Source organism: Pseudomonas sp. GM30, from assembly GCF_000282275.2.
GTDB lineage: Bacteria > Pseudomonadota > Gammaproteobacteria > Pseudomonadales > Pseudomonadaceae > Aquipseudomonas.
In genome coordinates this window covers 34573-60510 of record NZ_AKJP02000031.1, presented here as the reverse complement: position 1 = coordinate 60510, position 25938 = coordinate 34573, and the positions used below count along the sequence as shown (strand labels likewise).

The following is a 25938-nucleotide window of genomic DNA, read 5'->3' as shown; positions in this document are numbered from 1 at the left end:
GCGCGTTCTCGCCCTGACTTCAGAGTGGCAAGACCAACGGCAGCAACCGCGCGGTATTGCGCGCATCTTCCAGGGCCCGGTGCTGTTGACCGCTGAACTGCATGCCGGCCAGTTGCAACGCACCGTTCAGGCCCAGTGGCCGCTCCAGGCGGCGGGCTTTGGCGAAGCGCTGTTTGAGGTTCATGTGCGGTACCCGGCTGAGCAGGCTGTCGAGTTGCAGGCGCTGCCATTCCTGGAGCAACTGCTTGCGGTCGTAATCGCCCCAACTGGCCCAGCCTTCGAGGCGCGTCTGATGTTGCCCAAGCCAGCGTTCAAACGCCGGCCAGACTTCGCTCACTGGCTGTGCGGCATCGATGTTGGCCTGGGTGATGTGCGTGAGTTCACGACAAAACGGCGTCAGCAACGGCCGCCGGGTCGGTTTGACGAACCGCTGAAAGTGATCCTGCTCGCGACCGGCGCGATCGACCAGCGTCGCGCCGATTTCGATGATTTCCATTTCCGTAACCGGCCAGCCACCTTCATCTGTGGTGGCTTCCAGATCAATGACCAGCCAATGGGGCATCGCAGGTTTCCTGATTTACGCGTCCTGATAGATCAGAGCGTAGTCAAACCTTGCGTTTGCGCCTGGCGACTCACTCGACCTGCAACAGAACCTGACGATTTTTTACCTGATCGCCGACCTTGACCTGCACCCGCTTGAGCACGCCGTCGATGCCGGCCTTGAGCGGATGCTCCATTTTCATTGCCTCCAGCACCACCAGCAATTGACCCTTGCTGACCGGACTGCCTTCGCTGACCAGCACGTCGACGATGGCACCGTCCATCGGCGCCTTCAGTGTCCCTGAGCTGACGCAGCTCTGACTGCTGATCAGCGCATGAGTTCGATCCTCCAGGCGCAGGTTGCCGGGGTGGGTGAACAGCCAGAGTTCTTCGCCATCGATCCGGTAAGCGTGACGTTGGCGCAGGCCGTCGACTTCCAGCGTCACCGAGCGTTCGTTGCAATTGATGACTTTCAGCTCCCTCGAATGCCCCATCGTGTTTACGGTGAAGATGCCGTTTGTGCCCGCAAGCAGTTGTACAGTCCAGTCCTGTTGTTCAAAGCTTAAGCGGTAATCGAGCGGCGCGCCCGCATTGTTGCGCCAACCCTTGAGCGGCGCACGATGCGCCTGCGCGCCAGACTGATAAAACAGCACGGCGGCGATGGCCAGTTCCTCGGCGGTGGGGGCGCAAGTGTGCAGGCATGGGTGGTCAGTGAAATGCTGAGCAATGAACGCGGTGCTGAATTCACCGCTGATGAACTGCGGATGTTGCAGCAGGCTGACCAGCAAACGCTGGTTGCTCTGGACGCCGAGCAGCACGCTGTCCTGCACCGCGCGTAACAGCTTGCGGCGCGCCTCTTCGCGGGTGGCGCCGTGGGCGATCAGTTTGCCGAGCATCGGATCATAGAACGGGCTGACCCACTGGTCTTCGCGCAAGCCATGATCGATCCGTGCCCCCGGAATCAACGCCGGTTCCCAGGCCTGTACACGACCGGTCTGCGGCAGGAAATTCTGCGTCGGATCTTCGGCATACAAACGCACTTCCATGGCGTGGCCATTCAGCGTGACCTGATCCTGGGTCAGCGGCAGCGGCTGCCCCTCGGCGACGGCCAGTTGCCAGGCGACCAGATCCTGCCCGGTGATCAGTTCGGTCACCGGGTGTTCGACCTGCAGACGGGTATTCATTTCCAGAAAATAGAACTGCCCGCGGGCATCGAGCAGAAACTCGACGGTGCCGGCACCGACGTAATTCACCGCGCGGCCAGCCTTCAATGCCGCTTCGCCCATAGCCTCGCGCAACTCGCGGGTCATCACCGGGCAGGGTGCTTCCTCGATGACTTTCTGATGGCGGCGCTGCACCGAGCAGTCGCGCTCGCCGAGATAGATCAGGTTGCCGTGACGGTCGCCGAACAGTTGCACTTCGACGTGTCGTGGTTCGATCAGCGCCTGCTCGAGGATCAGCTCGTCACTGCCGAAACCGTTCAGCGCTTCGGAGCGGGCGGTGCGCAATTGCGCTGGTAAATCTTCGCTGCTGTGCACCAGACGCATGCCACGCCCGCCGCCGCCGGCACTGGCCTTGATCATCAACGGGTAGCCGATGCGCTCGGCTTCGCGCAACAACGTTGCGTCGTCCTGCGCGGCACCTTGATAGCCGGCGATGCAGGGAACACCAGCGTCGAGCATGGCGATTTTCGACAGGCGCTTGCTGCCCATCAGTTCGATCGCCTCAGCACTCGGGCCGATAAAGGCCAGGCCGGCTTCTGCGCAGGCGCGGGCGAAGCCGGCGTTTTCCGAGAGAAAGCCATAGCCGGGATGGATCGCGTCGGCACCGCTACGCCGGGCGGCGTTGAGGATTGCCGGGATGTTCAGGTAAGACTGCTGCACCGGAGCAGGGCCGATATTCACGGCTTGATCGGCCATCTGCACGTGCAGGGCATCGGCGTCGGCATCGCTGAATACGGCGACGGTGCGATAGCCGAGGGCCTGGGCGGTGCGCTGGATGCGGCAGGCGATTTCACCGCGGTTGGCGATCAGGATTTTGTGAATGGCGGGCATGGCTGTTCCCTCGGAATTTGCGGTGTCGGTGCTGGCCTCTTCGCGAGCAAGCTCGCTCCCACATTTGGAACGCTTTCCATCTGTGGGAGCGAGCCCGATCGCGAAGCTGTTAAGACGCCCACTTCGGTTTACGCTTTTGCACGAAGGCCATGGTGCCCTCGATCCCTTCGGCACCGGTCACCGCTTCGCTGAACCAACGCGCCGCATCATCCAGCAATTCATTCGAGGGCTGCCCGGCACTGGCGAGCAGCAGTTTTTTCGTCGCCGCGTTCGCTTCCGGTGCGCAGCACAGCACATGATCGAGCACTTCATCGAGGCGCTCGGCCAGTGCCTGCGGATCCTGCTCGACGAAATGCACCAGCCCCAGCCGCCGCGCCTGATTGCCGTCGAAGCGTGCAGCAGTCAGCGCCAGACGGCGGGTTTCGGTCAGGCCGATGCGTTGCACCACGAACGGCGCGATCTGTGCCGGCAGCAAGCCAAGGCTGGTTTCCGGCAGACCGAACTGCGCCTGATGATCGGCCATGGCGATATCGCTGACACACGCCAAACCGAATCCGCCGCCCAGCACTGCGCCCTGCAGCACGGTGATCAGCACTTGCGGTGCGTGCTGCGCTTCTTGCAGCAGCGCGCCGAAAGCGCGGTTCAACTCGCGATAGGCATCGGCGCCCTGGGCGCGGGCATTGGCCATGTCCTTGATGTCGCCACCCGCACAGAAATGCCCACCGGCACCGCTGAGGACCAGAGCGCGAACACCGCGGTCATCGCGCACCGCCGCCAGCACCGCACGCAGTTCGCTGACCATCTGCAGGCTCATCGCATTGCGGCTGTCCGGGCGATTGAGGGTGATGTGCAGCACGCCGCCGTGCAGTTCCAGCAGCAGAGTCTGGCAGTCGGGCAGGGGGCTCATTTCTTTTTCCCCGGCAGGATGCCCATCAGTTTGCAGATGATCCCCAGCATGATTTCGTCGGCGCCACCGCCGATCGATACCAGCCGCACATCGCGATAGGCGCGGGCCACCGGGTTGTCCCACATGAAGCCCATGCCGCCCCAATATTGCAGGCAACTGTCGCTGACTTCACGGCCGAGACGGCCGGCCTTGAGCTTGGCCATCGACGCCAGGCGCGTGACGTCCTGGCCCTTCACATATTGCTCGGTAGCCTGATAGACCAGCGCGCGCAGGCATTCGATTTCGGTCTGCAATTCGGCGAGGCGGAAGTGGATCACCTGATTGTCGATCAGCGCATTGCCGAAGGTCTTGCGCTCCTTGCAGTACTCGATGGTGCTGTCGACGCAATACTCCAGACCCTTGATCATGTTCGCCGCGCCGAACAGGCGTTCTTCCTGGAACTGCAGCATCTGCATCATGAACCCGGCGCCTTCGTGGCCGATGCGGTTGCGTTGCGGCACACGCACGTTGTCGAAAAACACCTGGGCGGTTTCCGAGCTGCGCATGCCGAGCTTGTCCAGGTGCGAGCTGAGGCTGATCCCCGGGGTGTTCATCGGCACCATGATCAGCGACTTGTTGATGTGCGGCTTGTCGTCCGAGGTGTTGGCCAGCAGACAAATGAAGTCGGCACTCGGTGAATTGGTGATCCACATCTTGCTGCCGTTGATCACGTAGTCGTCGCCGTCCTTGCGCGCGGTGGTCTTGAGCCCGGCGACGTCGGAGCCGGCACCGACTTCCGAGACGCCGATGCAACCGACCTGCTCGCCGGTAATCGCGGGACGGAGGAACTCGTCGCGCAATTCATCGGAGCCGAAGCGCGCCAGCGCCGGGGTGCACATGTCGGTCTGCACGCCGATCGACATCGGAATGCCGCCGCAATGGATGGTGCCGAACTCCTCGGCGGCGACGATCGAATAGCTGTAGTCGAGGCCCATGCCGCCGAATTTTTCCGGTTTGGAAATCCCCAGCAGCCCGAGGTCGCCGGCCTTGCGGAAAATCTCGTGAATCGGAAAGCGTCCGGCCTTTTCCCATTCCTCGACGTGCGGGTTGATTTCGTGCTCGACGAATTGGCGGACGGTGCGGCGCAGTGCTTCGTGTTCCGGGGTGAAGATCATTTTTATTGTTCTCCTTGTTTTCCGAGGCAGTCAGAAGCGGCTGACGCCGAAGCTGTTGGGTTGCAACGTGCGAATGTCGGCTTCGTGGCAGATATCCAGCAGGTAACCGAGCAGGGTGCGTGTATCGCGTGGGTCGATCAGGCCGTCGTCCCACAGGTTGGCGCTGCCGTACAGCGCGGTGGACTGGCTGTCGAGTTTCTGCGCGGTGACCTGTTCGAGCATGTCGAGCATTTTCGGATCCGGCACCAGGCCTTCCTTGAGCTGTTTGGCCTCGGTGACGATGCGCAGCACCTTGCCGGCCTGCGCGCCGCCCATCACCGCGGTGCGGCTGTTGGGCCAGGCGAAGATGAAACGTGGATCGAGACCTCGTCCGCACATCGCATAGTTGCCGGCACCGTAGGAGCCACCGACGACCATCGTCAGTTTAGGCACTCGGGCATTGGCCACCGCTTGAATCAGTTTCGAGCCGTGTTTGATCACGCCTTGCTGCTCGGACTCGGTGCCGACCATGAAGCCGGTGGTGTTATGGAAAAACAGCAGCGGCGTCTGGCTCTGGTCGCACAGCTGAATGAACTGCGCGGCCTTGCTCGCCCCGGCCGGCGTTATCGGGCCGTTGTTGCCGATCAGGCCGCAGGCGCGACCGTGGATTTTCAATTGGCCGCAGATGGTTTGCTGATCGAACTCGCCCTTGAATTCAAGGAACTCCGATTCGTCGGCAATCCGCGCAATGATTTCGCGCACGTCGTAGGGTTTTTTCGGGTCATCGGGAATCAGCCCGAGCAGTTCGTCGATCGGGTACAGCGGCTCCTTGTATTGCGGTTCCGGCAGCCACGGCAGTTGTTCGTTCCACGGCAGCATGCGCAGGATTTCGCGTACCAGGCGCACGCCATCGGCATCGTTCTCGGCCAAGTACTCGGCGGTGCCGGCAACCTGCGCGTGCATCTCGGCACCGCCCAGCTCTTCATCGGTGGCGACTTCGCCGGTCGCGGCTTTGAGCAGCGGCGGCCCGGCGAGGAACAGCTTGGCTTTGCCGCGCACTACCACCACGTAATCCGACAGCCCCGGTTGATAGGCGCCGCCCGCCGTCGCCGAGCCGTGCACTACGGTAATTTGCGGCAGACCCATGGCCGACATCCGCGCCTGATTGGCAAAGCTGCGCGCACCTTCGACGAAAATTTCGGCAGCGTAGTTGAGGTTGGCGCCGCCGCTTTCGGCCAGGGTGATCACCGGCAGTTTGTTTTCCAGGGCGATCTGTTGCAGGCGCAGGGATTTTTTCAGGCCGGTGGGGGAAATCGTGCCGCCCTTGATCGCGCTGTTATTGGCCACCACCATCGCCCGTATTCCCGACACGTAACCGATGCCGGCGATCAGACCGCCACCGGCAGCGCTGCCATCCTTGTCGTCGTGCAGTTTGTAACCGGCCAGGCTCGCCAGTTCAAGGAACGGTGCACCGGGGTCGAGCAGCAGATTCAAGCGTTCGCGGGGCAGCAGTTGTCCGCGCTTGTCGAATTTGGCCTTGGCTTCGGCAGCCTTGTTCAGCAGGTTCTGTTCCAGTTGCTGGACGTGCTCGATGGCCGTGAGCATCGCCGCGCGGTTGCGGGCGAAGGCTTCGCTGTGCGGATCGAGTTCGGACTGGATCTGCGGCATGGCTTACTCCTTGTCCTTGAGCACGTCGGGCAGGTACGCCCGATGGAAACCGTTGAACGACTCGCTGTGGGTTGCCTTGTGCAACGGCCATGCGCGGCTGCCGAGACTGGCGGCGCCATCGATTTTCAAGGTGCTGCCGCTGATGAACGCCGCCGCCGGACTGAGCAGGAAAACAATCGCCGCACTGACTTCCGATTCGGTGCCGATGCGCTTGAGCGGTACGTGTTCGCGCAGGGTCGGGATCACGGCTTTGAAAGCGCCTTCATAAGTGTCCATGCCGCTGGACGCGATCCAGCCCGGCGCCACCGCATTGACCCGCACCCCGGCGTAACCCCATTCGAACGCGGCAGTCTTGGTGAAGTTGTCCATCCCCGAACGTGCTGCGCCGGAATGGCCCATGCCCGGCATGCCGCCCCACATGTCGGCGAGCATGTTGACGATGCTACCGCCGTGCTTGCTCATCGACTGGTTGAACACTTCCCGGGCCATCAGGAAGCCGCCGACCAGATTGGTACGCAACACGGTTTCGAAACCTTTCTGATTGATCGAGGCCAGTGGCGACGGGTACTGGCCGCCGGCATTGTTGACCAGACCGTGGATCGGCCCGTGCTCGGCGATCAACTCGGTGACCAGCTGCTTCACCGCGTCTTCGTCACGGATGTCGCAGGCTTGCCAGTGCGCGCGGCCACCGTCTTCGCTGATTTCGGCGGCGACTTTCTGCAGCTTCTCTGGCTTGCGCCCGACCAGCAGCACATTGGCTCCGAGCGCTGCCAGTTCATGCGCGGTGCAACGCCCGATGCCGCTGCCGCCACCGGTGACGATGAGAGTCTGACCGCCGAACAGATCGGCTTTGAAAATCGATGCGTAAGCCATGAAGCCCAACCTCTAGTCGAGTTGTTCGGCGATGCTCTGCGGCACCGGGATCTGGATTTCCAGCAACTGCTGGGCAAAGGCCTTGCCCTGTGGATCGATACGCAGACTCGCGACACCGCCGCCACCGAGAGCGTTTTCCAAGAGGAAATTCAGGCTGTGGGTGCCGGGCAGATACCAGCGTTCGACCCGACCGTGAATCGGGTCCAGTACATGGCGCATCCAGTCGACGATCACTGCCGGAGTCAGCGCTTCGGCGATCCATGGCAGGTATTCCGGGCGGCGCGGCAAGACGCCGATGTTGCTGTGATTGCCCTTGTCGCCGGAGCGCGCCACGGCCAGTTTCACCAACGGCACACTGGCGTCGGCGCGGCCCTGGGGTTTGGGTGGCTGCTCGGGGATTGGCAGATCGTGGCTGTCGAGTGGTGTTTGCGCGGGCAGAGCGCAGGGATGTTGTTCACCGGCCATGGCGACTTGCAGGGTGCAGGCGGTTTTATCGATCAGGAACGAGAACAGGCGAATCAACGGATACACCGTCGGCCGTCCGCCGACGATGCCGGTCAGCCCCGGCGCCATGCCAGTGGCGGCCTGGGCGATTTCCCGGGAGAACAGCACCAGCGCATGTTTCAGCGAATGGCGCACGGCGAGTTTGATCACCACCTCGCGGCTGTCGCGACGCTGGCCGTGCGGGCCGTAGGTGGCTTCGCTGCCGAGCAATTCGATGTCGACTTCGCTGTAGGGCGGCCAGCCGCGCTGGCTGAACATTTCGGCAGTCTTGTCGATGATTGCCTGACTGACACGCCGGGCTTTGTCCACCGCATCGATGCCGGCGATCAGGCAACTGGCGGTGCAGCGAAAACCGTCCGGGTACGTGGCACTGACCTTGTATTTATCGCTGGGTGGCAGGCCTTTGGCACCGTGGACATGCACGGCGTTTTTGCCTTGTTGCTGCAGTTTCACCTGAGTGAAATCGCAGACCACATCCGGCAACAGATAGGCCTGTGGATCACCGATTTCATAAAGCATCTGCTCGCCAACGGTCAGTGGCGTAACGAGACCGCCGGAGCCTTCGGGTTTGCTGACGATGAACTGGCCGTCGGCGCTGACTTCGACGATGGGGAAACCGATGTGTTCGTAATCCGGCACGTCGCGCCAGTCGGTGAAGTTGCCACCGGTGCATTGCGCGCCGCATTCGATGATGTGCCCGGCCAGCGCGGCCTGGGCCAGTTTGTCGTAGTCGTGCCACGCCCAGCCGAACTCATGCACCAGCGCCGCGCTGACCACCGCGCTGTCGACCACCCGGCCGGTAATGACGATGTCGGCGCCCAGGCGCAGAGCCTCGACGATGCCTGGTGCGCCGAGGTAGGCGTTGGTCGATACGCACATCGGCGGCAGCGGCGCGCCGTTGAACATTTCGTGGATGCCCTGAGCGGCGAGTTGCTTGAATTGCGGTTGCAGGTCATCGCCGAGCAGCACGGCAATTTTCAGGCTGACCCCGGCCTTGTCGCAGGCGGCTTGCAGAGCGGCGGCACAGGCTTTTGGATTGATCCCGCCGGCATTGCTGATGACGCGGATTTTCTGTTCAGCCAGTTGCGGCAGCAGCGGCGCGAGCACCTCAACGAAGTCCCCGGCGAACCCGGCCTGCGGGTCCTTCATGCGCGCGCCGGCCATGATCGACAGGGTGATTTCGGCCAGGTAATCGAACACCAGATAATCCAGCTGCCCGCCGGCCACAAGTTGTGCGGCGGCGGTCGAGGTGTCTCCCCAGAATGCGCTGGCGCATCCGATGCGGACGGTGGTTGGCATTTTTATCTCCGACTCAGGAACCTGCGACAGAAGTGTCTGGAGGCTACCAAGCAAGCGCTTGGTTTGTAAACAGCTGAAATATCTCTGCCCAAGCGCTTGCTTGGTTGCGGCCCCGGGCTTAAATTGCGCGCAACCCTGCGCGTTCAGGGGGGCAACAGACTGATCGACTGTAGGAGAGAACGGGTGGACGAGCAAAAAGCCCTGAGGGTCATGCGCGAACTGGTCGACCAGGGCCAGTTGACCGACCCTGACAGCGCCCGCGGCAAACTGCTGCAAGTGGCCGCTCACCTGTTCCGCAACAAAGGCTACGAGCGCACCACGGTGCGTGATCTGGCGGGGGCGGTAGGGATCCAGTCCGGGAGCATTTTTCATCACTTCAAAAGCAAGGATGAAATCCTCCGGGCGGTGATGGAAGAAACCATCCGCTACAACACCGCGCTGATGCGCGCCGCGCTGGCCGAAGCCAGCAACGTGCGCGAGCGGGTACTGGCGCTGATTCGCTGCGAGTTGCAGTCGATCATGGGCGGCAGCGGCGAAGCCATGGCGGTGCTGGTCTACGAATGGCGCTCGCTGTCCGAAGACGGTCAGGCCAAAGTGCTGGCATTGCGCGATGTCTACGAAGACATCTGGCTGCAGGTGCTGGGCGAAGCCAAGGAGGCCGGCTTCATCCGTGGCGATGTATTTGTAACCCGACGTTTTCTCACCGGCGCGTTGTCCTGGACCACCACCTGGTTCCGTGCCGGCGGCAGCCTGAGCCTTGATCAGTTGGCCGATGAGGCACTGATTCTGGTGCTCGAAGAGCGTTAACCCACGTTCCAACAGGTCAGGAAACTGGCTAACTGGGCGAAACCGCCTAGCTTGAATGCATTGATCGGTATTTTTTCGGGGAGTGGGGTGTTTTGAAGTCTTCGCCAATTCGGACGACCGCAGGGCTTTTGCTCGTAGCGCTGACGGTATTTTGGGTGTTGCCCGCGCAGGCAGCGCAACTGGTTCGAGTGGGCGCCGCGCACTTTCCGCCTTACACCATCCGCCCGGAAAGCGGTGCTGACACCGGTCTGCTGCCGGAATTGGTCGAAGCGCTGAATGCGTTGCAGACGGAGTATCAGTTTGTCCTGGTACCGACCTCGATTCCCCGGCGTTTCGGTGACTTGAAGGAAGGGCGCACCGACATGGCGATTTTCGAAAACCCGGAGTGGGGCTGGAAGGACATTCCACACACCACGGTCGATATGGGTCTGGAAGATGCCGAGATTTTCGTCGCGCAACGCAAAGATGCTCGCCAGGAGAACTACTTCGCCGATCTGAAGGGCAAGCGCCTGGCGCTTTACAGTGGATATCACTATGAGTTCGCCAACTTCAATGCCGATCCCAAATACCTGGCTGATACGTTCAATGCCTCGCTGACCTATTCCCACGACAGCAACTTGCTGATGGTCCTGCGCGGGCGGGCCGACATAGCGCTGGTGACGCGCTCGTACCTGTTCGATTATCTGAAGCGCAACGAAAAGGTCAAAGACGAGCTGCTGGTGTCGCAGCGCATCGATCAGATCTACCACCATTACGCGATTTTGCGCCCGAACGCACCGATCACCGGCGAGGCGTTCAGCAAGTTGCTGCAGGGTTTGCGCGACAACGGCCAGATGCTGAAGATCTTCGATCCGTACAAAATAGCCGTGGTACCGGTGCCGCACCCCTGAGCAATTTTCGCCCCGGCGGCTAAATTTCCGCTCTCGGCTCACGTCCCATCGTTGAACTGTCGCCGATTATCGTGAGCCCGACCCATGTCCAATCTGAATGACCTGACTGCCCTGGCCTTGCCTTCGGGCAGTGAACTGGTAGCCGATGCAACTGAAAGCCGTCTGAACCTGAGCCTGGACGGGCAACCGCTGATTCGCCTGCGTCTGAATCGTGACGGCACCGGATCGATTCAGCTCGATGAGCGTTTTGCCCTGCCGCCGGGCCTGGCGCTGTGGGCTGCCTGCTACTGGTTGTTCGCCCGTGAGCCGGAGCGTCAGCAATTGCTCTGGCAACTGGATCAGCCGCCCACCGAAGCCTTGCGCAGCGGCTTGCTGGTTGGCACCGACGTGGCCGGCGAATACCGTTGCGAGCGCACCTTGTTCTGGCAACTGCCGCAGCCATGGCTCGGTACATCGCTGAGCGGCAGTTATCCGCAACAAATGGTGATCAGCCAGGGCAAGCGCCATCCGCTGCGTCCGGTCAAGCCGCGCGGTGAAGTCTATCGACGCTTCGATGCGCGTCTCGGTGCGTGGATTTCCCTGCGTACACTGGAGATCGAGCAGGATCTGGCGCGATTCAATCGCTGGCAGAACAGCCCGCGTGTTGCCAGTTTCTGGCAGGAGGAGGGCAGTCTTGAGCAGCATCGCGAATACCTCAGCAAGCTCGACGCCGATCCGCATACGCTGACGCTGATCGGTTGTTTCGATGATCAACCGTTTGCCTATTTCGAAGCCTACTGGGCCAAGGAAGATCGGATCGCGCCGTTCTACGACGCCGACAATTACGACCGTGGCATTCACATGCTGGTGGGGGAAGAGAATCACCGTGGCCCGCACAAGGTCGCGAGCTGGTTGTCGGCGCTGGTGCACTATCTGTTTCTGGATGATCCGCGTACCCAGCGCGTGGTCGCCGAACCGCGTGCCGACAACGCGAAGATGATCGGCCACATGCAGAATCAGTGCTTCCACTGCGAGAAGGAATTCGACTTTCCGCACAAGCGTGCGGCGTTGATGATTCTGGGGCGTGAGCGGTTTTTTGATCGGTGCAAGCTGGCGTAAAAGCCAAAGATCGCAGCCTTCGGCAGCTCCTACATGAAATGTATTCCTCTGTAGGAGCTGCCGCAGGCTGCGATCTTTTTTTCTGCGATGAACCGGGCTTAACGACGCCCCATCGAGGCCGCATCCCCGCGACTGCCCGACACCTTGCGGCAATGCACCAGCGCATCACGAATCATGAAGTTGACCAGGGTCGGCGAGACGCCGAGTTCCTTGGCGATGTCCTTTTGCGGCACCCCGTGCAGGCGGTACATCTCAAAGGCGTAGCGGGTGCGGCTGGGCAGTTCGGTCAGCGCGTCGGCGATGTGTTCCAGCGTCGAGAAATTGATGTGCGAGGTTTCCGGCGATGCGCCCTGAATGACCACGTTCAACCCTTCCTCTTCCGGGCCTGCGTATTTCTGTTCCAGCGCCTGTTTGCGGTAGTGATCGATGGCGAGGTTGCGCACGATCTGGAACAGATAACTCAATTGCGCCTTGATCGACGACGTGATCGGCGGGGCCGACTGCAAGCGGAAGAACGCATCCTGCACCACATCTTCGGCGCGTGAACGGCAGCCGGTAATGCGCGCTGCAATCTTCACCAGAATCAGTCGATTGTCGACGAAGGCCTGAAGTAGCGGTGAATCGCACCTGCTTGTGGATACTTGTTCCGTCATGGAAATCACCTTGCTGCCAATAGGTTAGTGGGACGCCGGGGGACGAGGCCGTCCTACACATCGAGCGACAAATTATGTTGAATGATAATGATTGTCAATTGAGAAAGAGAACTAATGCTCCGTAAAGGTGCGAATCGAGAACTGCGACACACCGCCACACCCCAGCCCCGTTGGCGATCCAGCCTGCCGACTAATTATTTCAAGACGTCATCCGTTCTCATTGGTGAATGGTTCCGGGTATCGAGCCCCGGCCAGACAGCATTCCGCAGCCTTGCGCGGTCGGCACAGACCGCGCCCTGCACGCCCTCGACCGGCGTGACGCAGCAACCCGATTCCACTAGCAAGCCGAATTCAGGCAGGAAACCTCATGACCGACGCGTTCGAACTCCCCAGCACTCTGGTCCAAGCCCTCCAGCGCCGTGCGGCACAGACGCCGGATCGCCTGGCCCTGCGCTTTCTCGCCGAAACCGAGGAGCAGGGCGTGGTGCTCAGTTATCGCGAACTGGATCAACGCGCGCGCACCATTGCTGGCGCATTGCAGGCCCAGGCTGAGTTCGGTGATCGCGCGGTGCTGCTGTTTCCCAGCGGTCCGGATTACGTCGCGGCGTTCTTCGGTTGCCTGTATGCCGGGGTGATTGCGGTGCCGGCCTATCCGCCGGAGTCCGCCCGGCGTCATCATCAGGAGCGCCTGCTGTCGATCATTGCCGACGCCGAACCGCGTCTGCTGCTGACGAGTGCCGACCTGCGCGATGCCTTGCAGCAAATCGACGGCGCGCCACCGTTGCTGTGCGTCGATACTCTCGACAACGCCCTGGCCGAGCGCTGGGTTGAACCGACCTTGCCCGCAGAACACATCGCCTTCCTGCAATACACCTCCGGTTCCACCGCGCTGCCCAAAGGCGTGCAGGTCAGCCACGGCAATCTGGTGGCCAACGAGCTGCTGATTCGCCACGGTTTCGGCATCGATGTGAACCCCGACGACGTCATCGTCAGCTGGCTGCCGCTGTACCACGACATGGGGCTGATCGGCGGATTGCTGCAGCCGATTTTCAGCGGCGTGCCGTGCATCCTGATGTCACCGGCGTACTTCCTCGGTCGCCCGTTGCGCTGGCTTGAAGTGATCAGCCAATACGGCGGCACCATCAGCGGCGGGCCGGATTTCGCCTACCGCTTGTGCAGCGAGCGGGTCAGCGAATCGGCACTGGAGCGCCTCGACCTGAGCCGCTGGCGCGTGGCCTATTCCGGCTCCGAACCGATCCGTCTCGACACCCTCGAACGCTTCGCCGAGAAATTCACCCCGTGCGGCTTCAGCGAAGACAACTTCATGGCCTCCTATGGTCTGGCCGAGGCGACCCTGTTCGTCGCCGGCACACCACGGGGCACCGGCATTCCTGCGCTGCGTGTCGACGATCTGGCGCTGGCGCAAAATCGCGCCGAGCCGGGCGACGGCAGCCCGATCATGAGTTGCGGCATCAGTCAGCCGGAGCATGCGGTGCTGATCGTCGAGCCGAACAGCCTGCAAGAACTCAATGACAATGCGGTCGGCGAAGTCTGGGCCGCCGGGCCGAGCATCGCTCACGGCTACTGGCGCAACCCCGAGGCCAGCGCCAAGACCTTCGTCCAGCACGCCGGTCGCACCTGGCTGCGCACTGGCGACCTGGGCTTTATCCGCGAGGGTGAACTGTTCATCACCGGTCGCCTGAAAGACATGCTGATCGTGCGCGGTCACAACCTCTATCCGCAGGACATCGAGCAAACCGTCGAGCGTGAAGTGGAAGTGGTGCGCAAAGGTCGCGTCGCGGCATTCGCGGTCAATCAGGGCGGTGAAGAAGGCATTGGCATCGCCGCAGAAATCAGCCGCAGCGTGCAGAAAATCCTGCCGCCCGAAGCGCTGATCAAAGCCATTCGCCAGGCAGTGGCCGAGGCCTATCAAGAGGCGCCGAGCGTGGTGGTGCTGCTCAACCCGGGCGCGCTGCCGAAGACTTCCAGCGGCAAGCTGCAACGCTCGGCGTGCCGCAATCGTCTGGCCGACGGCAGCCTCGACAGCTACGCGGTGTTCCCGTCCGCCGAGGTGCAAAATACCGAATCGACCCTGGCGGCTTCCGAGCTGGAAGCCCTGATTGGCAAGATCTGGGCCGAGCAACTCAACCTCAAACAGGTCAACGCCGACGACCACTTCTTCCTGCTCGGCGGCAACTCGATTGCCGCCACGCAAGTGATCGCCCGGGTGCGTGAAGAGCTGGCGCTGGAGCTGAACCTGCGTCTGTTGTTCGAAGCCCCGACCCTGTCCGCCTTCGCCGCAGCCGTGGCACAGCAGCAACAGGACGGCGGCAGCGCCCAAGGCGCAATCAACACCTTGTCGCGCGGCGAAGCACTGCCGCAATCGCTGGCGCAAAACCGACTGTGGATTACCTGGCAACTCGACCCGCACAGCAGCGCCTACAACATCCCCGGCGCCCTGCGTCTGCGCGGCGAGCTGGACGAAGACGCGTTGCGCGCCAGCTTCCAGCAACTAATTGAGCGCCACGAGTCACTGCGCACGCGCTTCTTCGAGCGCGACGGCGTAGCGCTGCAACAAGTCGACGCCGCACCTGAATTCAACCTGCAACTGATCGACATCAGCGACCTGCCGGCGCACGAGCGTGAAGCCCGCGCGCAACAGATCCGCGAGGACGAGGCGCGCACCCAGTTCGATCTGGAAAAAGGCCCGCTGCTGTGGGTGACACTCGTACGCCTCGACGATGAAGATCATCAGCTTCTGGTGACCCTGCATCACATCATCGCCGACGGCTGGTCGCTGAACGTGCTGATCGACGAATTCTCGCGCCTGTACGCTGCGGCATCCCAAGGCCAGCGTGCGGAACTCGCGCCGCTGCCGACCCAATACGCTGACTACGGCAGTTGGCAGCGCCAATGGCTGGCGCAAGGCGAGGGCGAGCGACAACTGGCGTACTGGAAAGCCCAACTGGGCGATGAACATCCGGTGCTGGAACTGGCCACCGATCATCCGCGTTCGGCCAAACAATTGCACAGCGCCGCGCGCCACAGCGTGCGTCTCGGCGTCAGCCTCAGCGATGCGATCAAGCAGACGGCGCAGGCGCATCAATCGACGCCGTTCATGCTGTTACTCTCGGCGTTCCAGAGCCTGCTGCACCGCTACAGCGGTCAGCGCGATATCCGCATCGGCATCCCCAACGCCAACCGTCCGCGCCTGGAAACCCAGGGTCTGATCGGCTTCTTCATCAACACCCAGGTGCTGCGCGCCGAGGTTGATTCGCGGCTGTCATTTGTCGAGTTGTTGGCGCAGACCCGTGAGGCCGCGCTCGGCGCTCAGGCCCATCAGGATCTGCCATTCGAGCAACTCCTTGAAGCGTTCCCGCAGGCCCGTGAACAAGGTCTGTTCCAGGTCATGTTCAACCACCAGCAGCGCGACCTGAGTGCGCTCAAGCGCCTGCCGGGGTTGCTCGCTGAAGAACTGCCGTGGCACAGCCGCGAGGCCAAGTTCGACCTGCAACTGCACAGTGAAGAAGATCGTAACGGACGCCTGACTCTGTCCTTCGACTACGCCGATGAACTGTTTGACGCGGCGACCATCGAGCGTCTGGCGGAACACTTCAGCAATCTGCTGCGCGCTGTCTGCGAACAACCGCAACAGGCGATCGGCGACCTGCCATTGCTGACTCCGTGCGAGCAGGAACAGCAACAAGCGTGGAGCGTCGCCCCGTGCACCCCGGCGCAACAATGGCTGCCGGAACTGCTCAACGAACAGGCGCGGCAGACCCCGGATCGCACCGCGCTGGTGTGGGACGGCGGCAGTCTCGATTTTGCCGAATTGCACGCCCAGGCCAATCGCCTCGCGCATTATCTGCGCGACAAAGGCGTCGGCCCGGACGTGTGCGTGGCGATTGCCGCCGAGCGTTCGCCGCAACTGCTGATCGGTCTGCTGGCGATCATCAAGGCCGGTGGCGCATATGTGCCGCTGGATCCGGATTATCCGGCCGAACGCTTGGCTTACATGCTCAGCGACAGCGGCGTCGAACTGCTGCTGACCCAGACCGCATTGCTCGACCGCCTGCCGGCCAGTGACGGCGTCAGCGTGATCGCGATGGACGCGCTGCATCTGGAGAACTGGCCGAGCCAGGCGCCGGGTCTGCACCTGCATGGCGACAACCTCGCCTACGTGATTTACACCTCCGGCTCCACCGGCCAACCGAAAGGCGTTGGCAACACCCACGCTGCATTGGCCGAACGGCTGCAGTGGATGCAGAACAGCTATCGCCTGAATGACAGCGACGTGCTGATGCAAAAGGCGCCGATCAGTTTCGACGTGTCGGTGTGGGAGTGCTTCTGGCCGCTGATCACTGGCGCGCGTCTGCTGATCGCCGGCCCCGGTGAACACCGCGATCCGCATCGCATCGCCCAGTTGGTTCAGGAATACGGTGTGACCACGCTGCACTTTGTGCCGCCGCTGCTTTCGCTGTTCATCGACGAACCGCTGAGCGCCGAATGCACCAGCCTGCGCCGGGTGTTCTCCGGCGGTGAAGCGTTGCCGGCGGAACTGCGCAACCGCGTGCTGGCGCAACTGCCGGCGGTGCAACTGCACAACCGTTACGGCCCGACTGAAACCGCGATCAACGTCACCCACTGGCATTGCAACGTGGCCGATGGCGAGCGTTCGCCGATTGGCCGTCCGCTGGGCAACGTGGTCTGCCGCGTGCTCGACAGCGATCTCAATCCAGTGCCGGCCGGTGTGCCAGGTGAGCTGTGCATCAGCGGCATCGGCCTGGCCCGTGGTTACCTCGGTCGCCCGGCGCTGACCGCCGAACGTTTCGTGGTCGATCCGCTGGGCGAGCAGGGTGCGCGTCTGTACCGCACCGGTGACCGCGCGCGCTGGACGAGCGATGGCGTGATCGAATACCTCGGACGTCTCGATCAGCAGGTCAAACTGCGTGGTTTCCGCGTCGAGCCGGAAGAAATCGAAGCGCGCCTGCTGGCGCAAAACGGCGTCGCCCAGGCCGTGGTGCTGGTGCGCGAAACCGCAGCCGGTGCGCAACTGATCGGCTACTTCACTGCCGCCGACGCCAGCGAAGATCAGGACGCACAGATCGCCCGCCTGAAAACCGCACTCGCCGCCGAGCTGCCGGAGTACATGGTCCCGGCGCAACTGATGCGCCTGGACGCAATGCCCCTCAGCCCAAGCGGCAAACTCGACCGCCGCGCCTTGCCGGAGCCGCAGTGGCAAGTGCGCGAACACGTCGAACCGGTCACCGAGCTGGAACAACAGATCGCCGCAATCTGGCGCGAAGTGCTGGGCCTGCCACGGATCGGTCTGCGTGACGACTTCTTCGCCCTCGGCGGGCACTCGTTGCTGGCCACACAAATCATCTCCCGCAGCCGTCAGGCCTGTGACGTCGAGCTGCCGTTGCGCGCCTTGTTCGAGCACAGTGAACTCGGTGACTTCGCCGAACAGATCCGGCTGATCCAGGCCAGCGGCCAGACCAACCAACAGCCGCCGATTGCCAAAGTCGATCGCCGCCAGGCGGTGCCGTTGTCCTATTCGCAGCAACGCATGTGGTTCCTCTGGCAGATGGAGCCGAACAGCCCGGCGTACAACGTCGGTGGCATGGCGCGCCTGCGCGGCGTGTTGCACGTCGAGCATTTCGAGGCGGCCTTGCAGGCGTTGATCCTGCGTCACGAAACCCTGCGCACCACCTTCCCGAGCGTCGATGGTGTGGCCCGTCAGCAAGTGCATGCCGAAACTGGCGTGCGCATGGGCTGGAAGGATTTCTCGAAACTGCCGGCTGACCAGCGTGAGCAGCAGGTCCAGCAACTGGCCGATGACGAAGCGCATCTGCCGTTCGATCTGGAAAGCGGGCCGCTGCTGCGCGCCTGTCTGGTGAAGACCGCCGAGCACGAACACTACTTCGTGCTGACCCTGCACCACATCGTCACCGAAGGCTGGGCGATGGACATCTTTGCCCGCGAACTCAGTGCGCTGTACGAAGCGTTCGTCGATGACCGCGACTCGCCGCTCGAAGCGTTGCCGGTGCAGTACCTCGACTACAGCGTCTGGCAACGGCAGTGGCTGGAGTCTGGTGAACGTCAGCGCCAACTCGACTACTGGACCGCGCAACTCGGTCGCGAACATCCGTTGCTGGAACTGCCCGGGGACCGTCCGCGGCCACCGGTGCAAAGCCATCAGGGCGAGCTGTTCCGTTTCGATCTGAGCGACGATCTCGCCGCCCGCGTCCGAGCGTTCAATGCGCAAAACGGTCTGACCCTGTTCATGACCATGACCGCCGCGCTCGCCACCTTGCTCTACCGCTACAGCGGCCAGACCGACCTGCGCATCGGCGCACCGGTGGCCAATCGGATCCGTCCGGAAAGCGAAGGGCTGATCGGCGCATTCCTCAACACTCAGGTGCTGCGTTGCCAGCTCGACGGCCAGATGTCGGTCGGCGAACTGTTCGAGCAAGTGCGCCACACCGTTATCGAAGGCCAGTCGCATCAGGACCTGCCGTTCGATCATCTGGTCGAAGCGCTGCAACCGCCGCGCAGTGCGGCGTACAACCCGCTGTTCCAAGTGATGTGCAACGTGCAGCGCTGGGAATTCCAGCAGAGCCGCATGCTCGCCGGGATGACCGTCGAGTACCTGGCCAACGATGCGCGGGCGACCAAGTTCGACCTCAACCTGGAAGTCACCGACCTCGACCATCGCCTCGGTTGCTGCCTGACCTACAGCACCGATCTGTTCGATGAACCGACCATTGCGCGCATGGCCAAACATTGGCGCAACCTGCTGGAAGCGTTGATCGCCGATCCGCAACAGCGTCTGAGCCAATTGCCGCTGCTCGACCCGGCTGAACAACAGCAGCTGCTCGACAGCCTTGGCGTCGAACCGGGCGAACGTCGTCTCGACCAGTGCATCCATCACCTGTTCGCCGAGCAGGCGCTGGTGCGCAAAGATGCCCCGGCCCTGACCTTCGCCGGACAGACCCTGAGCTACGCCGAACTCGACGCCCGCGCCAATCGCCTGGCCTGGGCCTTGCGCGAGCGGGGCGTCGGCCCGCAAGTGCGCGTTGGCCTGGCGCTGGAGCGTTCGCTGGAAATGGTCGTCGGCCTGCTGGCGATTCTCAAGGCCGGCGGCGCTTACGTGCCGCTGGACCCGGAATATCCGCTCGACCGTCTGCATTACATGATCGAAGACAGCCGCATCGGTCTGCTGCTCAGCGACCGGGCGATGTTCAACGCCCTCGGCGATCTGCCGTCGAGCGTGGCGCGCTGGTGCCTGGAAGATGACAGCGCCGCGCTGGCCGATTACCCGGTCAGCGAGTTGCCCTTTATCAGCCTGCCGCAGCATCAGGCCTATCTGATTTACACCTCGGGCTCGACCGGCAAGCCGAAGGGCGTGGTGGTGTCGCACGGTGAAATCGCCATGCATTGCCAGGCGGTGATCGAACGTTTCGGCATGCGCCCGGACGACTGCGAACTGCACTTCTATTCGATCAACTTCGACGCCGCCACCGAGCGTCTGCTGGTGCCGCTGCTCAGCGGCGCGCACGTGGTGCTGCGGGCGCAAGGGCAGTGGGACGCGGAAGAAATCTGCGGTTTGATCCGCACCCATCGGATCAACGTACTCGGTTTCACTCCGAGTTACGGCAGCCAGTTGGCGCAGTTCCTCGCCACACAAAACGACATCCTGCCGGTGCGGATGATCATCACCGGCGGCGAAGCGCTGACCGGCGAACACCTGCAACGGATTCGCGCAGCGTTCAAACCAAGCCTGTTCTTCAACGCCTACGGCCCGACCGAAACCGTGGTCATGCCGCTCGCCAGTCTCGCCCCGGAAGTGCTGGAAGAGGGCGCCGGCAGCGTGCCGATCGGCAGCGTGATCGGTGACCGCCTGGCGTACATTCTCGACGCCGATCTGGCGTTGGTGCCGCAAGGCGCGACCGGTGAGTTGTTCGTCGGCGGCGCCGGTCTGGCCCAGGGGTATCACGACCGTCCGGGCATCAGCGCCGAGCGCTTTGTCGCTGACCCGTTTGCCGCCGATGGCGGGCGCATGTACCGTACCGGCGACTTGGTGCGCCAGCGTGCCGACGGTTTGGTGGAATACTTGGGGCGGATCGACCATCAGGTGAAGATTCGCGGTTTCCGTATCGAGTTGGGCGAAATCGAAACCCGTCTGCTCGATCACCACTCGATCCGCGAAGCGGTGGTGCTGGCGCTGGATGCGCCGAGCGGCAAGCAACTGGTGGGCTACCTGGTCAGCGAAGTTGCCGAGCAAGGCGAAGCGCAACAGGCCGAACTGCGTGAAGCACTGAAGTCGCACCTCAAGGCACAACTGCCGGATTACATGGTGCCGACGCACCTGATCCTGTTGGCGAGCATGCCGCTGACCGCCAACGGCAAACTCGACCGCCGCGCCTTGCCGGCGCCGGATCCGGAGCTGAATCGTCAGCACTATGTCGCCCCGAGCAATGAGCTGGAGCAGACCCTGGCACAGATCTGGTGCGAGGTGCTCAACGTCGAGCAGGTCGGTCTCAATGACAACTTCTTCGAACTCGGCGGCGACTCGATTCTGTCGATTCAGGTGGTCAGTCGTGCGCGGCAGCAGGGCATTCATTTCAGTCCACGGGATCTGTTCCAGCATCAGACGGTGCAGACCCTGGCCGCTGTCGCCAGCCGTAGCGAGCAAGTCACTGCCGAGCAGGGACTGGTGCTCGGTGAGTCGGCGATGACGCCGATTCAACACTGGTTCTTCGACAGTGATATTCCTGAGCGGCAGCACTGGAACCAAGCCTTGTTGCTGGAACCGACAGTGGCGCTGGAACCGCATCGTCTGGAGCAGGCGCTGCTGGCCGTGATCGAGCAGCACGACGCCTTGCGTCTGCGCTTCACCGAGGCCAACGATCAGTGGCACGCCACTCATCAACCGGTCTCCGATGCCGCCGTTTTGTGGCAAGTGCGTGTAACGGCGATGGACAAGTGCGCAGCGCTGTTCGCCGATGCCCAGCGCAGTCTCGATCTGCAGAACGGCCCGCTGCTGCGCGCCTTGCTGGTCGATGGTCCCGAAGGTCAGCAACGTCTGTTCATTGCGATCCATCACCTGGTGGTCGACGGTGTGTCGTGGCGCGTCTTGCTCGACGATCTGCAAACCGTGTACCGCCAGCTCGAAGCCGAACAGTCGGTAAAACTGCCGGCGAAAACCAGTGCCTTCAAGGACTGGGCGGCACGTTTGCAGGCCTACGCCGGCAGCGAATCACTGCGTGAAGAACTGAACTGGTGGCAAACCCAACTGGCCGGATCGAACGCCGATCTGCCGTGCGAAAACCCGCAGGGCGGACAACAGAATCGTCACGCGCAAACTGTCAGCGTGCGCCTGGATGCCGAGCATACCCAACAACTGCTGCAACAGGCACCACGCGCCTACCGCACGCAGGTCAACGACCTGCTGCTGACCGCGCTGGCCCGCGTGCTGTGCCGTTGGAGCGGGCAGCCGTCGGCATTGATTCAACTGGAAGGCCACGGCCGTGAAACCCTGTTCGACGAGATCGACCTGACCCGCACCGTCGGCTGGTTCACCAGCGCCTACCCGTTGCGCCTGACCCCGCACAACATCGAAGAGGCCGCCGGGCAGGGGGCTTCGATCAAGGCGATCAAGGAGCAACTGCGCGCGGTACCGCACAAAGGCCTCGGCTATGGCGTGCTGCGTTATCTGGCCGATGACCTCAGCCAGCGCAGCATGGCGGCGTTGCCGAACGCACCGGTGACCTTCAACTACCTCGGCCAGTTCGACCAGAGTTTTGCCAGCGATGCGCTGTTCCGTCCGCTGGATGAGCCGGTTGGTGCGGCCCACGATCCGCAGGCGCCGTTGCCCAACGAGTTGAGCATCGACAGTCAGGTGTACGGCGGCGAACTGCTGCTGCGCTGGACCTTCAGCGCCGAGCGTTATGACGCGCAGACCATCAACGATCTGGCCGACGCTTACCTCGGCGAGCTGCAAAGCCTGATCGAACATTGCCTGCAAGACACAGCCGGTGGCCTGACGCCGTCGGACTTCCCGCTGGCGAAACTGACCCAGGCGCAACTCGATGCACTGCCGGTGCCGGCCGCGCAGATCGAAGATGTTTATCCGCTGACGCCGATGCAGGAAGGCATGCTGCTGCACACCTTGCTCGAACCGGGCACCGGTCTGTATTACATGCAGGATCGCTATCGCATCAACAGCGAACTCGATCCCGAGCGTTTCGCCCAGGCCTGGCAAGCGGTGGTCGCCCGTCACGAGGCGTTGCGCGCATCGTTCTGCTGGAACGTTGGCGAAGACATGCTGCAAGTGATCCACACCCCGGGTCGCACGCCGATTGAGTACCTGGACTGGAGCGCCGTTGCCGAGGACGAGCAAGAACCGAAGCTGCAGGCACTGCTGAAAAGCGAGCGCGAGGCCGGGTTCGATCTGCTCAATCAGGCACCGTTCCACCTGCGCCTGATCAAGGTCGGCGCGGCGCGCTACTGGTTCATGATGAGCAACCACCACATCCTCATCGATGCCTGGTGCCGCTCGCTGCTGATGAACGATTTCTTCGAGATCTACACTGCCCTCGGTGAAGGACGCGAAGCACAGTTGCCGGTGCCGCCGCGTTACCGCGATTACATCGGCTGGCTGCAGCGCCAGAGCCTGGCCGAGGCGCGGCAGTGGTGGCAGCAGAACCTGCAAGGCTTCGAGCGCACCACGCCGATCCCGAGCGACCGACCGTTCCTGCGCGAACACGCTGGCGAAAGCGGCGGCATGATCGTTGGTGACCGCTACACCCGTCTCAACGTTGAAGATGGCGCGCGTCTGCGCGAGTTGGCCCAAGCCCATCAACTGACCATCAACACCTTCGCTCAAGCCGCGTGGGCCTTGGTGCTGCGCCGTCTGAGCGGTGATCGCGACGTGCTGTTCGGCGTCACCGTGGCCGGGCGTCCGGTGGACATGCCGGAAATGCAGCGCACCGTCGGCCTGTTCATCAACAGCATCGCGCTGCGGGTGAAAATGCCTGAGGAAGATCAGCGCAGCAGCGTGCGGCAGTGGTTGAGCGGGCTGCTCGACAGCAACATGCAACTGCGCGAGTACGAATACCTGCCGCTGGTGAACATCCAGGAGCAGAGCGAATTGCCGAAAGGCCAGCCGCTGTTCGATAGCCTGTTCGTGTTCGAAAACGCCCCGGTGGAAGTCTCGGTGCTGGACCGTGCGCAGAGCCTCAACGCGACTTCGGACTCCGGACGTACCCACACCAACTTCCCGCTGACGGCGGTGTGCTACCCGGGGGATGACCTCGGTCTGCACCTGTCGTATGACCAACGCTACTTCGACGAATCGACCATCGAACGCATGCTCGGCGAGTTCAAGCGCCTGCTGCTGGCGTTGGTCGAAGGCTTCCATGGCGACATGGCTGATCTGCCGCTGCTGGGGGCCGAGGAACAGGACTTCCTGCTGCACGGTTGCAATCAGAGCGCGCACGACTATCCGCTCGAGCAGAGCTACGTGGCGCTGTTCGAAGCGCAGGTCGCGGCGCATCCGCAGCGCATCGCCGCTACGTGCCTTGATCAGCAACTGAGCTATGCCGCGCTCAATCAGAATGCCAACCGTCTCGGTCATGCACTGGTTGCGGCCGGGGTGCAGATGGATCAACCGGTGGCGTTGCTGGCCGAGCGTAATCTTGATCTGCTGGGGATGATCATCGGCAGCTTCAAGGCCGGTGCCGGTTACCTGCCGCTGGATCCGGGCCTGCCGAGCCAGCGTCTGCAACGCATCATCGAGTTGAGCCGCACGCCGGTGCTGGTGTGCAGCGAAGCCTGCCGCGACCAGGCGCAGACCTTGCTCGATGAGTTCAGCTGCGCCAACCGCCCACGGCTGTTGGTCTGGGAAGAGGTGCAGGAGTTGGCGACCTCCGCGCAAAACCTCGGCATTTACAGCGGCCCGGACAACCTGGCCTACGTGATCTACACCTCGGGTTCCACCGGCTTGCCGAAAGGCGTGATGGTCGAGCAGCGCGGCATGCTCAACAACCAGTTGAGCAAGGTGCCGTACCTGAGTTTGACGGACGCCGACGTGATCGCGCAGACCGCTTCGCAAAGCTTCGATATTTCGGTCTGGCAGTTCCTCGCCGCGCCGCTGTTCGGGGCGCGGGTGGACATTGTGCCGAACACCATCGCCCACGATCCGCAGGGGTTGCTGGTGCATGTACAGGCGCAGGGCATCACCGTGCTGGAGAGCGTGCCGTCGCTGATTCAGGGCATGCTCGCTTCTGATCGCCTGAGCCTCGACGGCCTGCGCTGGATGCTGCCGACCGGCGAAGCGATGCCACCGGAGCTGGCGCACCAATGGCTGCTGCGTTACCCGGACATCGGTCTGGTCAACGCCTACGGGCCGGCGGAATGCTCGGATGACGTGGCGTTCTTCCGGGTGGACATGGCCTCGACTCGCGGCAGTTACTTGCCGATCGGTACGCCGACCGACAACAACTTGCTGTACCTGGTCGATGGCGCGCTGGAGCTGGTGCCGTTGGGTGCAGTGGGTGAGTTGTGCGTGGCCGGGACCGGTGTCGGTCGCGGTTACGTCAGCGATCCGTTGCGCACCGCGCCGGTATTTGTGCCGAACCCGTTCGGCGCGCCGGGAGAGCGTCTGTATCGCACCGGTGACCTTGCGCGGCGGCGCAGTGACGGGGTGCTGGAGTACGTCGGCCGGGTTGACCATCAGGTGAAGATTCGCGGTTACCGGATCGAACTGGGCGAGATCGAGGCGCGTCTGCACGAACTGCCGGAAGTCCGCGATGCGGCGGTCGGCGTGCAGGAAGGCGTGAATGGCAAGCACTTGGTCGGCTATCTGGTCGCGGCGGATTCGGCGCTCAACCCGAGCGAACGCCTGGAGCGAATCAAGCAACGCCTGCGCAGCGAACTGCCGGAATACATGGTGCCGCTGCACTGGTTGTGGCTGGATCAGTTGCCGCGCAACGCCAACGGCAAACTCGACCGCAAGGCCTTGCCGGTGCTGGAGATCGGCCAGTTGCAGAGTCAGGATTACCTGGCCCCGCGCAACGAGCTGGAGCAGACCTTGGCCGACATCTGGGCCGAGGTGCTCAAGGTCGACAAGGTTGGGGTGCGCGACAACTTCTTCGAGCTGGGCGGTCATTCGTTGCTGGCCACGCAGATCGCCTCGCGGGTGCAGAAAACCCTGCAACGCGATGTGCCGCTGCGGGCGATGTTCGAGTGCAGCACGGTGCAGGAACTGGCCGAATACATTGAAGGGTTGGCGGCCGGTGACATGACCGAGGACAAGGTGGATCGCTTGAATGATCTGATGGCGGAGCTTGAAGGCTTGTAATCTCCAGCGCCTGTTACGGCCTCTTCGCTGGCAAGCCAGCTCCCACAGGTTTCACGGTGGACACAAAATTCGTGTACACACTCGATCACTGTGGGAGCTGGCTTGCCAGCGATGGCGTCAGTGAATTCAACACAAATAAACCGGCA

12 protein-coding genes are annotated in these 25938 nt (G+C 62.6%); 4 read left to right on the top strand and 8 right to left on the bottom strand.

Annotated elements, in window-relative coordinates; all coding sequences use genetic code 11:
- Window positions 1-19: 19 nt before the first annotated feature.
- The 7 genes from PMI25_RS25280 to PMI25_RS25250 form a co-directional block, all read right to left on the bottom strand.
- Complete coding sequence (locus PMI25_RS25280) at window positions 20-562, bottom strand: exonuclease domain-containing protein (RefSeq protein WP_007969073.1); 543 nt, start codon at window positions 560-562, stop codon at window positions 20-22.
- 70 nt (window positions 563-632) lie between these two features.
- Complete coding sequence (locus PMI25_RS25275; RefSeq protein WP_007969072.1) at window positions 633-2594, bottom strand: acetyl/propionyl/methylcrotonyl-CoA carboxylase subunit alpha; 1962 nt, start codon at window positions 2592-2594, stop codon at window positions 633-635.
- A 109-nt stretch (window positions 2595-2703) separates the two neighbouring features.
- Window positions 2704-3501, bottom strand: a complete 798-nt coding sequence (locus PMI25_RS25270; RefSeq protein WP_007969071.1) for an enoyl-CoA hydratase/isomerase family protein — start codon at window positions 3499-3501, stop codon at window positions 2704-2706.
- Window positions 3498-4655 (bottom strand): citronellyl-CoA dehydrogenase, encoded by a 1158-nt coding sequence (gene atuD, locus PMI25_RS25265; protein ID WP_007969069.1) that lies wholly within the window; start codon window positions 4653-4655, stop codon window positions 3498-3500. Before atuD ends, PMI25_RS25270 begins: the two co-directional genes overlap by 4 nt.
- A 30-nt stretch (window positions 4656-4685) precedes the next feature.
- Window positions 4686-6302: a geranyl-CoA carboxylase subunit beta gene (gene atuC, locus PMI25_RS25260; RefSeq protein ID WP_007969068.1), complete on the bottom strand. Its 1617-nt coding sequence runs from the start codon at window positions 6300-6302 to the stop codon at window positions 4686-4688.
- A 3-nt stretch (window positions 6303-6305) separates the two neighbouring features.
- On the bottom strand, window positions 6306-7175 hold the full coding sequence (locus PMI25_RS25255) for an SDR family oxidoreductase (RefSeq protein WP_007969067.1): 870 nt from the start codon (window positions 7173-7175) through the stop codon (window positions 6306-6308).
- Window positions 7176-7187: 12 nt separating this feature from the next.
- Window positions 7188-8978, bottom strand: a complete 1791-nt coding sequence (locus PMI25_RS25250; protein ID WP_007969066.1) for an acyclic terpene utilization AtuA family protein — start codon at window positions 8976-8978, stop codon at window positions 7188-7190.
- A 183-nt stretch (window positions 8979-9161) separates the two neighbouring features.
- Here PMI25_RS25250 and PMI25_RS25245 point away from each other — a divergent pair, with 183 nt between their 5' ends.
- The 3 genes from PMI25_RS25245 (at window position 9162) to PMI25_RS25235 (ending at window position 11773) form a co-directional block, all read left to right on the top strand.
- On the top strand, window positions 9162-9785 hold the full coding sequence (locus tag PMI25_RS25245) for a TetR/AcrR family transcriptional regulator (RefSeq protein ID WP_007969065.1): 624 nt from the start codon (window positions 9162-9164) through the stop codon (window positions 9783-9785).
- Between the two features lie 92 nt (window positions 9786-9877).
- Window positions 9878-10675, top strand: coding sequence for a substrate-binding periplasmic protein (locus PMI25_RS25240; protein ID WP_007969064.1), 798 nt, complete (start codon window positions 9878-9880; stop codon window positions 10673-10675).
- A gap of 84 nt (window positions 10676-10759) precedes the next feature.
- Entirely contained in the window at window positions 10760-11773 is a 1014-nt protein-coding gene (locus PMI25_RS25235) for a GNAT family N-acetyltransferase (RefSeq protein WP_007969062.1), read from the top strand.
- Window positions 11774-11871: 98 nt separating this feature from the next.
- On the opposite strand, the gene PMI25_RS25230 is transcribed toward PMI25_RS25235, so the two are convergent.
- Window positions 11872-12426 (bottom strand): RNA polymerase factor sigma-70, encoded by a 555-nt coding sequence (locus tag PMI25_RS25230; protein WP_003226680.1) that lies wholly within the window; start codon window positions 12424-12426, stop codon window positions 11872-11874.
- 367 nt (window positions 12427-12793) lie between these two features.
- On the opposite strand from PMI25_RS25230, the gene PMI25_RS25225 reads away from it, so the two are divergent.
- Entirely contained in the window at window positions 12794-25792 is a 12999-nt protein-coding gene (locus PMI25_RS25225; protein WP_007969061.1) for a non-ribosomal peptide synthetase, read from the top strand.
- Window positions 25793-25938 lie beyond the last annotated feature (146 nt).